The sequence below is a fragment of the Neisseria sp. P0001.S007 genome, from assembly GCF_051963655.1.
In the GTDB taxonomy this organism is placed as follows: Bacteria; Pseudomonadota; Gammaproteobacteria; order Burkholderiales; family Neisseriaceae; genus Neisseria; species Neisseria subflava_A.
The window spans coordinates 100,509-112,961 of the sequence record NZ_JBQCUB010000003.1; the positions used below are offsets into that span (position 1 = coordinate 100,509).

At 49.2% G+C, this 12,453-nt stretch carries 11 protein-coding genes; all 11 read left to right on the forward strand.

The genetic code is table 11. The features are described 5' to 3' along the window. Positions 1 to 1,104 carry a bifunctional diaminohydroxyphosphoribosylaminopyrimidine deaminase/5-amino-6-(5-phosphoribosylamino)uracil reductase RibD gene (gene ribD, locus ACTHRE_RS04580; protein WP_377073729.1) on the forward strand — a complete coding sequence of 368 codons (1,104 nt, stop codon included), beginning with the start codon at positions 1 to 3 and terminating at the stop codon, positions 1,102 to 1,104. A gap of 573 nt (positions 1,105 to 1,677) precedes the next feature. Then, positions 1,678 to 2,985, forward strand: a complete 1,308-nt coding sequence (locus ACTHRE_RS04585) for a nucleotide sugar dehydrogenase (RefSeq protein ID WP_070460459.1) — start codon at positions 1,678 to 1,680, stop codon at positions 2,983 to 2,985. 169 nt (positions 2,986 to 3,154) lie between these two features. Continuing rightward, positions 3,155 to 4,582, forward strand: coding sequence for an oligosaccharide flippase family protein (locus ACTHRE_RS04590; RefSeq protein WP_377073671.1), 1,428 nt, complete (start codon positions 3,155 to 3,157; stop codon positions 4,580 to 4,582). Positions 4,583 to 4,624: 42 nt separating this feature from the next. Beyond that, positions 4,625 to 5,935 (forward strand): O-antigen ligase family protein, encoded by a 1,311-nt coding sequence (locus ACTHRE_RS04595; RefSeq protein ID WP_377073672.1) that lies wholly within the window; start codon positions 4,625 to 4,627, stop codon positions 5,933 to 5,935. Next, the gene (locus tag ACTHRE_RS04600) at positions 5,932 to 7,002 is read left to right on the forward strand and encodes a glycosyltransferase family 4 protein (protein WP_377073673.1); all 1,071 of its coding nucleotides are present in this window, start codon (positions 5,932 to 5,934) and stop codon (positions 7,000 to 7,002) included. Before ACTHRE_RS04595 ends, ACTHRE_RS04600 begins: the two co-directional genes overlap by 4 nt. Before the next feature lie 13 nt (positions 7,003 to 7,015). Next, on the forward strand, positions 7,016 to 8,188 hold the full coding sequence (locus ACTHRE_RS04605) for a glycosyltransferase (RefSeq protein ID WP_377073674.1): 1,173 nt from the start codon (positions 7,016 to 7,018) through the stop codon (positions 8,186 to 8,188). Continuing rightward, a complete protein-coding gene (locus ACTHRE_RS04610; protein WP_049333552.1) occupies positions 8,181 to 8,798 on the forward strand; it encodes a sugar transferase in 618 nt (205 codons plus the stop codon). Before ACTHRE_RS04605 ends, ACTHRE_RS04610 begins: the two co-directional genes overlap by 8 nt. Then, positions 8,785 to 9,759, forward strand: a complete 975-nt coding sequence (locus tag ACTHRE_RS04615) for an ATP-grasp domain-containing protein (protein WP_377073675.1) — start codon at positions 8,785 to 8,787, stop codon at positions 9,757 to 9,759. The genes ACTHRE_RS04610 and ACTHRE_RS04615 overlap by 14 nt, the downstream gene beginning before the upstream one ends. After that, positions 9,752 to 10,444 carry an HAD family hydrolase gene (locus ACTHRE_RS04620; RefSeq protein WP_377073676.1) on the forward strand — a complete coding sequence of 231 codons (693 nt, stop codon included), beginning with the start codon at positions 9,752 to 9,754 and terminating at the stop codon, positions 10,442 to 10,444. Before ACTHRE_RS04615 ends, ACTHRE_RS04620 begins: the two co-directional genes overlap by 8 nt. Positions 10,445 to 10,457: 13 nt before the next feature. Beyond that, positions 10,458 to 11,237: a methionyl-tRNA formyltransferase gene (locus ACTHRE_RS04625; protein ID WP_070713705.1), complete on the forward strand. Its 780-nt coding sequence runs from the start codon at positions 10,458 to 10,460 to the stop codon at positions 11,235 to 11,237. Further along, the gene (locus ACTHRE_RS04630) at positions 11,230 to 12,405 is read left to right on the forward strand and encodes a DegT/DnrJ/EryC1/StrS family aminotransferase (RefSeq protein ID WP_070460472.1); all 1,176 of its coding nucleotides are present in this window, start codon (positions 11,230 to 11,232) and stop codon (positions 12,403 to 12,405) included. Before ACTHRE_RS04625 ends, ACTHRE_RS04630 begins: the two co-directional genes overlap by 8 nt. The last annotated feature ends 48 nt before the right edge of the window (positions 12,406 to 12,453 follow it).

The window sequence follows — 12,453 nt, forward strand, 5'->3', positions numbered from 1 at the left end:
ATGTTTTCCGCACTTGATACCCAAATGATGCAAACCGCCCTCGAGCTGGCCAAGCTTGGGCGGTTTTCTACTTCCCCCAATCCCCGCGTCGGTTGCGTGATTGCACACGGCGCCCAAATCATCGGACAAGGTTTCCACGTCAAAGCAGGCGAGCCGCACGCTGAAGTTCACGCGTTAAGGCAGGCCGGAGCGGCGGCAAAAGGCGCAACAGCCTATGTCACGCTGGAACCTTGCAGCCATTACGGCCGTACACCACCGTGCGCCGAAGCGCTGGTTCATTCCGGCGTAACGCGCGTAGTCGCCGCCATGACCGACCCTAATCCGTTGGTCGCAGGCAAAGGCTTGTCTATGCTGGAAGCCGCCGGAATCCGTACAGAAAGCGGTTTGTTGGAAGCTCAGGCGCGCGAGCTCAACCGCGGTTTCCTGTCGCGTATCGAACGCGGCAGACCGTTTGTCCGCCTCAAGTGTGCCGCCAGTTTAGACGGCAAAACCGCCCTTTCAGACGGCCGCAGCTTTTGGATTACCGGCGAAGCGGCGCGCGAAGACGTACAAATTCTCCGTGCCGAAAGTTGCGCCGTTTTGACCGGTATCGGTACCGTACTTGCCGACAACCCGAAACTCAATGTCCGCAGCTTTCCCACCCTGCGCCAACCTGCGCGTATCGTCTTGGACAGCCGACTGCAAATCCCTTTGGACTGCCACCTCGTTACCGATACCGAAAGCCCGACCGTTATCGTTACCCTTTCCTCAGACGAACAACGTTTGCAGGCTCTAAGTGCATTTGAACATATCCGTATCATCAGGCCGTCTGAACACATCAACGGCCGCATCAATCTTCTTTCACTCATGCCGCAACTGGCAGAACTTGGCTTTGGCGAAGTTCTGGTAGAAGCCGGCTCAACACTTGCTTCAGCCTTCCTGAAGAATGACTTGGTGGATGAAATCGTCCTCTACCAAGCGCCGAAACTGTTAGGCGCAGGCAAACCTCTTTTTTCCCTTCCTGAAAATCCGGACGTCCTACTTTCAGACGGCCCTTGGCAAAGTCAATCAGTAGAAATCATCGGGCAGGACATTAAATGGGTTCTCCGAAAAAAATCCGTCTAATTGCCTTAATTTAATAATTAAACCATTGCAAATAGAATATATCTATCATTTACATAGCAATAAATGTGTTTTTTCATCGAAATATTATAATGACTACAACGTATTCCAACTTAAAACTTTGACTTGTGTTAACTATCCTTAAGCTGATTGTCGACAAATTTTCCTTTTTTTAATTACGAAAGTATGAATTATTAAGATAAGTTAAGCCATGAAAATTTATTAAAAGTTTTTATTCTAGAAGGGTTTTAAACGAAATAAACGGTGGTTTAATTTCATGAACCATGCATTTGACAAAGCAATATTTAAAATTAAAACATTTAGTTGAGTGTAACTTCTAAAAGTTCAATATTCAAAAATACCTTTTTCATACCTTACAGGCCGTCTGAACGACCGTTAAACTTTTTTGATTGAGACGAATCAGATAAGTGCTTATGATTCCGTCTAATGTAATTATAAGTATGGTTTTAAGGCTTCACACGATACGGCAGCCGGCTATGGCTATGCGGTTGCAGCAAACAACTCAGGCATCGGGAAAACACTCCCGATTTACTCATTCATTAAACGAAAGACATCATGAAAAACGTTACGATACAAAAATTTGCCGATAAGACCGCAAAAATCGGCATCGTTGGCTTAGGCTACGTCGGTTTACCACTGATGTTGCGCTATGTGGATATCGGTTACCAAGTTTTGGGTTTCGACATTGACACCAACAAAGTCGACAAGCTCAACAAAGGCGAAAGCTACATTGAGCATATCCCTTCCGACAAAATTGCCGCTGCTTCCAACAGCTTGTTTGAAGCAACGACCGACTTCTCCCGCATTGGCGAAGTAGAAGCCGTCATTTTGTGCGTACCGACTCCGCTGAACAAATACCGTGAGCCGGACATGAGCTTTGTGATTGACACTACCGATGCGGTAAAACCTTACCTGCGCGCCGGTCAAGTGCTGTCTTTAGAATCCACCACCTACCCCGGTACTACCGAAGAAGAATTGCTGCCACGCATGGAAGAAGGCGGCTTGAAAGTCGGTCAAGACGTGTTCTTGGTTTACTCTCCTGAGCGTGAAGACCCGGGTAACCCTAACTTTGAAACCCGTACTATTCCAAAAGTCATCGGCGGCCATACCCCTGCCTGTTTGGAAGTCGGTCTTGCGCTGTACCAACCTGCCATCGATAAAGTTGTTCCAGTAAGCTCCACCAAAGCGGCCGAGCTGACCAAACTTTTGGAAAACATCCACCGCGCCGTAAACATCGGTTTGGTGAATGAGATGAAAATCGTTGCCGACAAAATGGGCATCGACATTCACGAAGTCATCAATGCCGCTGCAACCAAACCTTTCGGCTTCGTTGCTTATTACCCGGGTCCTGGTTTGGGCGGCCACTGTATCCCTATCGACCCGTTCTACCTGACTTGGAAAGCACGCGAATACGGCGTAAACACCCGCTTCATCGAGCTGGCCGGTGAAGTAAACTCCCATATGCCCGACTACGTTATCGAAAAAGTCGGCCTGGCTTTGAATGACCACAACCGTTCTATCAAAGACAGCAAAATCTTGGTATTGGGTATCGCCTACAAGAAAAACGTGGACGATATGCGTGAAAGCCCATCTGTGGAAGTTATGGACCGCCTGCACAAACTGGGCGCAGTGGTTTCCTACTCTGACCCGCACGTTCCAGAGTTTCCGCACATCCCCGGCCACCACTACTTCGACCTGAAGAGCGAAGCGCTGACTCCTGAAACTGTCGCCCAATACGATTGCGTGGTTCTGACCACCGATCACGACAAATTCGACTATGACATGATCACCGAACATGCCAAGCTGATTGTCGATACACGCGGCAAATTCCCAGTGAAAAATCCTAAAGTCATCAAAGCATAATCTTGCTTCAGACGCATCCGGCTGCCTCCGGTTTCCCCGACTAGGACGGCGGCCGGTTTCCCAAGGCCATTTGTTTTTTCAGACGGCCTTGGGAAACCGGCAACGGTAATAACGCATCTCTTACGAAAAACGCTCAGCTCGAACTTCTGGCCGTCTGAAAACAAATAATATGAACGCGAAAAAAATCCTCGGCTACGCATTGGGCCCGATAGGAAGCGCCGCTTTCGGCCTGCTTTCCCTGCCGCTCATCTCATGGTACTTCCCTGCGGAAGACATCGGCCGTATCGTACTCTTGCAGACCATTGCCGGACTGAGCATCCTGTTGCTGGGCTTGGGGCTGGACCAATCCTATATTCGCGACTATTACGCCGTTAAAGACAAGGCCGCGCTGTTCAAATCCGTTTTTTTATCGCCATTGATTCTGACTGTGGCGGTTGTGGTTTTAGTGTTACTGATAAACGCATCATGGCCGTCTGAAATCATTTTTGACATCCCCAGTGCAAATTTGGGGATTCTCTTTCTGATTTTCTTGGCCACTACGCTGATTACCCGTTTTTTAGCCTTGATTTTGCGGATGAAAGAGCAAGCATTGGCTTTTTCCGTCAGTCAGCTTGCGCCGAAATTCTTGATTTTGGTGTTGGTTTTTGCCGTGATTGCTTCCGGCTTGCCTACCAATACTACTTCGCTGGTTTTTACCTACACCGCAGCCCAAGTGCTGACCGTTGTACTGTTGATATATCAGCTGCGCCAAGACCTGCAAGCCGTTTCCCATGCGAAATGGTCGTCCGAGCTGCATCGGGACGGACTGCGCTACGGCCTGCCGCTGGCATTCGGTAACTTGGCCTATTGGGGCCTGACTTCGATTGACCGCTTTGTCCTCAAAGACATCTCGGGTTTGGACGAATTGGGCATTTATTCGATGGCAGTCAGCTTTGGTGCCGTCGCCCTGATTTTCCAAAGTGTGTTTTCCACCATTTGGGCGCCTTTGGTGTTCAAATGGGTAGAAGAAAAAACCAATCTGGACAAAATCGGCGATATCACGCTTTCCATGACCGTCCTCATCAGCGCAATGATTTGCCTCATTGGGATTTTCTCGCCGATGGTGACTTGGATACTGCCGGAAAAATACACGCAGGTTCAATTTATCCTGCTCTCGTGTATGCTCTTCCCCCTGTTTTACACGCTGACCGAAGTCAGCGGCATCGGTTTGAACGTTGTCCGCTCGACTTGGCTGATTACCGTCATCAACATCGTTGCCTTTATCGCCAATACCGCCCTGCTCTATCTGCTGGTACCGAAATTCGGTGCAAAAGGTGCGGCTATGGCCAGCGCAACGGCTTTTTGGCTGTTTTTCATCTTTAAAACCGAATTCTCTTCACGCCTGTGGCAGCCTTTGCCGCGCCTGAAGATTTATACCAACTCAACGCTCTGCCTGATAATCTGCCTTGCCTATACTTGGCTGGGTACGCGCGACAACTACATCTGGTTTGCGCTGGCATGGGCAGTCGGACTGGGTTTCCTGTTCCTAAAATACAAACACGCACTATTTGCCGCGACCGAAAAAATCAAAGCCAAATTAAACCGTTCGGCAAAATAGCCAACCTGAGATTCATGTCTCTACGATAACAACAGAACGACTATGAAAATAAAACGTCTAAATTTATACACTTACATCCTATACATCATGTTTACAGCTTATATGCTGGGGCCCGCGCTGTCTTTTAAAATCGGCGTACCGCGCATCGATAATCCTTTATCGTTGTTGTTCGTATTGATTGGCCTTGCCGTATTCTTTTTGGAGGGCAAGCATATTCCGCGCAAAATTTTTGTCATGCTCTGCGCCCTGGCCGCCATGTGTATTTGGCCGGCCATCCACATGGGCATTACATCGCTGATACCGACTCAATACATGGACATCTTGTTTTTTATGGCGGTGCCGGTTTTTTTCTACTTGTTTTACCAAGTGCTTATGCGCGCTGAAGATCCATTGGGCGTTATTCAGAAGTTTTTATTGGTCTTTGCCCTTTATGTTGCCATTCCACCATTTGTGGAATTGATTACCGGCATTCAGTTTGTCAGTGCCAGTGATGAACTGGCCATTAAAGAAGGCTCGCTCAAAGGGCTGTTTTTCAACCCCAACAACCTTGCTGCCACTGCGGTTTGCCTCGCACCCGCCATCCTATTTTTCTTTCAACTGCAAGGACGCAAACACAAAGAGAAACTACTGGGCTGGGGATTATATTTACTACTAGGTATGGCCATTTTTGTTTGCGTATCACGCACAGCTATTGCCTGCTACCTTTTGATTTCACTCATTTATATAGCTTATCGTAAAAATGGTTTTATTACCGTTATTGCCACAGGACTGCTCGCGTTAATATTATCGATGATTCCATCCCGTGTCATCGCGGAATTTTTGCTGTCACTTAACGGCAACCCTTTTCTTGAACGTTTTTCCAGCCGCGTGTACCTTTTTCTATTCGATTTAGACAGCGACAACTCTGTGTCCTACCGTCAGGAGATTTACAACTATTTTTGGAATAATCCGCCCCTGTTGCTAACCGGCTACGGACCAAAAAATTTTCGCGACTATTTTGGCGGCCACTTGAGTAACAGCCTAGGTTTTGAAAATCCGCACAGTTTCATCATCGAACTGTATTTGGGTTTCGGCATAATTTCCCTGCTCGGTTTTATTGCATTTGTAGCGTTTTATTTCCTCTACACTGCCTCAAGCCGTGCACTAACCAACAAATCACGCGTACTGGCTTGGGTAACTTTGGGCATTTTCTTGTTGGCAGGTTTTATTCCGTCCACCATTTTGCGTATGCCCTTCATCTGGCTACCTTGCCTGCTGATTTACATTTACAGCGCATTTGTCGCATCCAAATTACAAAATCAGGCCGCTTACACATATAGCTATACCCCATCTAAAACAAAGGGAATATCATGAAAATCACCCTGACTACCTCCATGTCTGGCCTCGGTGGCACTGAAAACGCCACTTTCCGCCTTGGTCGCCTGCTCAAACAACGCGGACACGATATCGTATTGGCCTCTTCAGACGGCCCTTTGATTCAGGAAGCGCAAGCATTGGGCATCCGTTGGCAGCCGATTGATTTTTACCAAGGTGGTCTTTTGGGTTACGTCAAAGGCATGTTTGCCTATATGAAACTGCTGAAAAAAGAGAAGCCCGATGTGATTCACTGCCAAATGGCACGTATCGTTCCGGCCTGCGCCATTGCGGCCAAGTTTGCCTCGCCGAAAACCAAAGTGTTCTACCACGCGCGCGGCCTTGATCCGGAAACTTATCCGAAAATTGCCAAGCTTTTCGACAAGCTGGGCGTGTACATCATCGGCAACTGCAAACACGAACGTGAAAAACTCATCCGTTACGGTTTCCCTGCCAACCGCATCACCTACACCTACAATGCCCTGCACAAAGTAGATTTCATTCCTGAAAAAACAGTCAAAGACTATGTCCAACTGGGCACGCTTTCCCGTTTGGACACCGTCCGCGCTGTACATCTGATGTTGGATATTTTGAAGAAAATGGTTGACCGCGGTATGCCTGTACGCCTCAATGTTGCAGGTATCGGCGAAGAAATGGACAACCTCAAAGCCCAAGCCAAACGTTTGGGCATTGAAGATAAAGTCACCTTCCTCGGCGGCGTCCGCGACTTGACCGGCTACTTCAAAGAAGTCGATATTTTGGTGAACACACCGCATTGCGTGGGCGACCACGGCGCAGGTGTCGGCAACAATATTTTGGAAGCCGGCCTTTACGACACGCCTGTCGTAACCTACAACATGGCGGGCATTGCGGAAATGGTCATTACCGGCCAAACCGGCTACTGCATTCCTTTCGGCGATGACGAAGCATTTATCGAAGCCGTCGATACACTCATCAAGCATCCAGAGTTGCGCGGTCAAATGGGTAAAGCCCTGCACAAACACGTCGAAACCTTATGCTCCGACGACGAAATCTACCGCACCACCATGGCTGCGTACGAAATGTAAGGCTGTCTGAAACATGAACATTACCATCGTCGCCCCTTATTGCTCACTGCCGTCCGAACCGCATTTCAACCGCTTCTGGTATCTTGCCGAGCTGTTGTCGCAGTCGCATAACGTGTTGCTGATTACCAGCAACTTCAAGCACTACGACAAATCTTTCAGACGGCCCGAAGATGCCAAGGCCGCCTCACAAGGCCGTCTGAAAGTCATGCTGTTGGAAGAAAGCGGATACAGCAAAAACGTGTCTTTAGGACGCTTGGCCAGCCATCACCACTTCGTCAAACATTTTGAAAAATGGTTGGAAAACTGCCGTCCGGGCGAACAAGACGTCGTCTTTTCCGCCTATCCGCTGATTGCCACCAACCTGCTGTTGGGCAAACACAAAGCGCGTTTGGGCTACAAACTGATTGTCGATGTGCAGGACGTATGGCCGGAGTCTTTCTCCTCGGTCGTACCTTTTTTGAAAAAAGTACCACACAACCTGCTGCCCTTTGCTTCACGCGCCAACCAAGCCTACCGCTACGCCGACGCGCTGGTTGCCGTATCACAGACTTATCTCGACCGCGCCAAAGAAGCCAATCCGAACGTACCCGGCGAAGTCGTCTATATCGGTGCCGACTTTCCGAAACTCGATGCCGCGCCTGCCAAAGATTTTGGTGACGACAAAACCCGCTTTTTCTACTTGGGTACGCTCAGTTACAGCTATGATGTGGAAACCGTGTGCAAAGGCGTTCTCAAGCTGTTGGACGCCGGCGAAAACGTCGAGTTGCACATCATGGGCGGCGGCCCTGATTTGGACAGGCTCAAACAATACGCCTGCGACGACATCAAGTTTTACGGCTACATTCCCTATGCCGAAATGATGTCGGTTGCCAAGGGCTGCGACATTGCCATCAACGCCATCCAGTCCTATTCAATGGCATCGATTACCAACAAACTCTCCGACTATATGGCTTTGCAAAAACCGATTCTGAACAGCCAGGTCAACGACGAAGTTGCCAAAGTCCTTACCCTGCTGCCGCATGCGAACTACCGTTCCGGCGATGTGGACGGTTTCGTTCAAGCCGCCAAAGATATTTTGAAGCGCAAAAACGATCCTGTTCAGTCCGAAGAAATCGTCCGCCGTTTCAAGCGCGACGTTGCCTATCAAAAAATCGTCAACCTGATTGAAAGATTAGCTCATGAATAAATTTTTCAAACGCCTGTTTGACATTGTCGCCTCCGCTTCAGGACTGATTATCCTGTCGCCTGTGTTTTTGATTTTGGTGTACCTCATCCGTAAAAACCTAGGCTCGCCCGTGTTCTTCATCCAAGAGCGGCCGGGCAAAGATGGCAAGCCTTTTAAAATGATTAAATTCCGCTCCATGCGCGATGCAATCGACAAAGACGGCAACCCACTGCCGGACAGCGAACGCCTGACCGATTTCGGCAAAAAATTACGTGCCACCAGTTTGGACGAACTTCCTGAATTATGGAATGTCTTAAAAGGTGAGATGAGTCTAGTTGGCCCTCGTCCGCTGCTGATGCACTATCTGCCGTTGTACAACGACTTTCAAAACCGCCGCCACGAAATGAAACCGGGCGTGACCGGTTGGGCTCAAGTCAATGGCCGCAACGCCATTTCATGGGATGAAAAATTCGCCCACGATGTTTGGTACATCGACAACTTTAGCTTTTGGCTGGATATCAAAATTTTGTTCCTGACAGTTAAAAAAGTCTTCGTCAAAGAAGGCATCTCAGCCGAAGGGGAAGCCACAATGCCTTATTTCACGGGTAACAAAACTGATGAAAAAAAATAATATACTGATTCTGTCGGCAGGTCGCCGTGTCGAATTGGTGCAGGACTTTCAAACCGAAGCCGCACGTTTTTCAGACGGTATCGGCGTTTTTGCCACTGACCTCAACCCCCACATGTCTTCTGCCTGCCATGTTGCCGACCGCACTTTCAGCGTGCCGCGTATCGATGCAGCCGAATACATTGACAGCATTTTCGAGTTGGCCAAACAACACGACATCGGTCTGATTGTGCCAACCATCGATACCGAGCTGCTCAAACTGGCCGAAGCACGTGACCGTTTTGAAGCTGAAGGAATACATATTGTCATTTCCGATGCAAAACTGATTACCCTGTGCCGCGACAAGCGCCTGACCTCAGGCCTGTTTGCACAATACAGCATCCGTTCGCCTGAAATTTACGAACGGGACCGCCTGGTTTTCCCATGTTTTACCAAGCCTTATGACGGCAGCCGCGCCATCGGTGCGAAAAAAATCAACACACCGGCTGATTTGACTGTCGACATTACCGAAGACCCGAAAATGATGTTCACCCAATACATCGATATCGAGAATACTTTTTCCGAATTTACCGTCGATATGTATTACGACCGTCAAGGCCGTCTGAAATGCGCCATTCCTCGTGAACGTTTGGAAGTGCGCACCGGCGAAGTCAGCAAAGGCGCAACCCGACGCAATGCCCTGTATAAAGAGCTGGTTGAAAAAATGGCCGTATTGGAAGGCGCACGCGGCTGCATTACCGCGCAATTCTTCGTCAGCAAAACCGACAGCACGACCTACGGCGTGGAAATCAACCCTCGTTTCGGCGGCGGTTTCCCGCTGACTTACGCCGCAGGCGGCAACTATCCGGGCTGGCTGATTCAAGAATACATCGGCGGCCAAGACATCCCTTTCTCCGACGACTGGGAAAACAATTTAATCATGCTTCGTTATGATGCTAAGATTTTGGTAAGAGAACATGATTAAACCGGAAGAATCCGTCATCGTCTTCGATCTTGACGATACGCTTTACTCTGAGTACGACTACAAATGCTCCGGAATACAGGCAGTTGTAGGGACAATTACGTCGCTTTACCCACAATACGATGCCGACGTACTAAATGAAATTGCAGACAATAAAAGTAAAGACTGGCTCGAAAATTTGTGTCATCATTGCAAATTAAACGAACTAGAGAAACAATCACTTTTGTGGCAATATCGACTACACAGGCCTGTTATCCGACCCTATGTCGAACCGTCTTTTTTACAGAAGCTGATGCGCCCTTTTGCCGCACGCGCCCTGATTACAGACGGCCGCAGTCTGACACAGCGTTTGAAAATACAGGCCTTGGGTTTGACCGATTTGTTTGACAACGTTTTGATTTCAGAAGCCATGCAATCGGAAAAACCCGACGATAAGCGTTTTGTCTTCCTGCAAAACAAATATCCAGCTGCAAAACGTTTCATCTACATCGGCGACAACATCAAAAAAGATTTTGTCGCACCCAACAAACTGGGTTGGCTCTCCATAGGCATCATGCCTAAGCCGCACAATATTCATCAAGCCGATCCCGAGCAATACGGTCGTGAATACCAGCCCACCCTTTGGATAAACACCCTGGAAGAATTGGCTACACTGACAACTTCCGCCACCGAAAAAGCAAATGCATAAGGGACATTTCTCCATGAAAATCTTATTTATGGGTCGTAAACAGGTTTCCGCCAACCTGCTTCGTTTTTTGACCAAACAAGACCATATCGAAATCGTCGGTGTCTTGACCGACAGCCATCTGCAAGGCTCGCCGACCACGGCTGCCGCGCAGGAATTGGGCTTACCCCTGTACACCTTCGATACGGCTTTGGAAGCAATGCGAGAAGGCCGTCTGAAATACGATTTGGGCTTGTCTGTCCTTTACTGGCGCAAGCTGCGTGATGAATTCCTGAGCATTCCGACTTTAGGCACGATCAACTTCCACCCTGCGCTGTTGCCCGAATACAAAGGCACAGGCGGCTACAACCTAGCCATCATGGACGAGCTGAACGAATGGGGCAATACCGCCCACTACGTCGATGCTTCCATCGATACCGGCGAAATCATCGAAGTGGATCGTTTCCCTATCGAAGCTGAAACAGAAACCGCCCAATCGCTCGAACGCAAAACCATGCAGGCATTGGAAGATTTCGCGCGACGCATCATCACCCGCGCCATCGAGTCAAAAACCAAATTGCCGACTACGCCAAACATCGGTGGCCGCTACGTCAGCCGTGATGAGATGGAAGCCATGAAGCAAATCCGCGACGGCGACGATGTGGAGAAAAAAATCCGTGCGTTTTGGTTCCCGCCTTACGACGGCGCATACGTCGAAATCAAAGGTCAGAAATACACCCTGATCAACCGCCAACTGCTGGAAGAAATCGCCCCCAAAGGCTCAACCAGTCTTTTCGCAGGAAAAACAAATGCTTAATATATCACTCTCCCCATGGCCAAGCTTTACTCAAGAAGAAGCCGATGCCGTTTCCAAAGTCCTGCTGTCCAACAAAGTCAACTACTGGACAGGTATGGAATGTCGCGAATTTGAAAAAGAATTTGCTGCTTTTGTCGGCACACAATACGCCGTCGCCCTTTCCAACGGTACGTTGGCTTTGGACGTAGCCTTCAAAGCAATGGGCATAGGCCAAGGCGATGATGTGATTGTCACTTCGCGCACTTTCTTGGCTTCCGCATCCTGCATCGTGACCGCCGGTGCAAATCCTGTGTTCGCCGATGTCGATTTGAACAGCCAAAACATCAGCGCCGAAACCATCAAAGCCGCTTTGACGCCAAACACCAAAGCCATCATCGTGGTTCACCTTGCCGGTATGCCGGCCGAAATGGACGACATTATGGCGTTGGCAAAAGAACATAACTTGTGGGTTATCGAAGACTGCGCCCAAGCGCACGGTGCGAAATACAAAGGCAAATCCGTCGGCTCTATCGGCCACGTCGGTGCTTGGTCGTTCTGCCAAGACAAAATTATGACCACCGGCGGCGAAGGCGGCATGGTCACCACCAACGACAAAGAGCTGTGGAGCAAAATGTGGTCGTACAAAGACCACGGCAAAAGCTACGATGCCGTGTACAACCGCGAACACGCACCCGGTTTCCGCTGGTTGCACGAAAGCTTCGGCACCAACTGGCGCATGATGGAAATGCAGGCTGTCATCGGCCGCATCCAGCTCAAACGTATGCCCGAATGGACTGCCCGCCGTCAAGCGCACGCCGCCAAACTGGCTGAAAGCTTGGGCAAATTTGCCAGCATCCGTTTGGTCGAAGTGGCCGACTACATCGAACACGCGCAATACAAGTTCTACGTTTTCGTCAAACCTGAACACATGAAAGACGGCTGGACACGCGACCGCATCGTCAACGAACTGACCGCGCGCAAAGTCCCATGCTATCAAGGCAGCTGCTCAGAGGTGTATTTAGAAAAAGCCTTCGATGACACGCCTTGGCGTCCGAAAGAGCGTTTGAAAAACGCTGTCGAGTTGGGCGACACCAGCCTGATGTTCTTGGTGCACCCAACCCTGACCGATGAAGAAATTGCGTTCTGCAAAGAAAACATCGAAGCCGTATTGACTGAAGCCACGGCATAATCATTTTCAGACGGCCTGCAACTTCAGGCCGTCTGAAAAAATAAAACA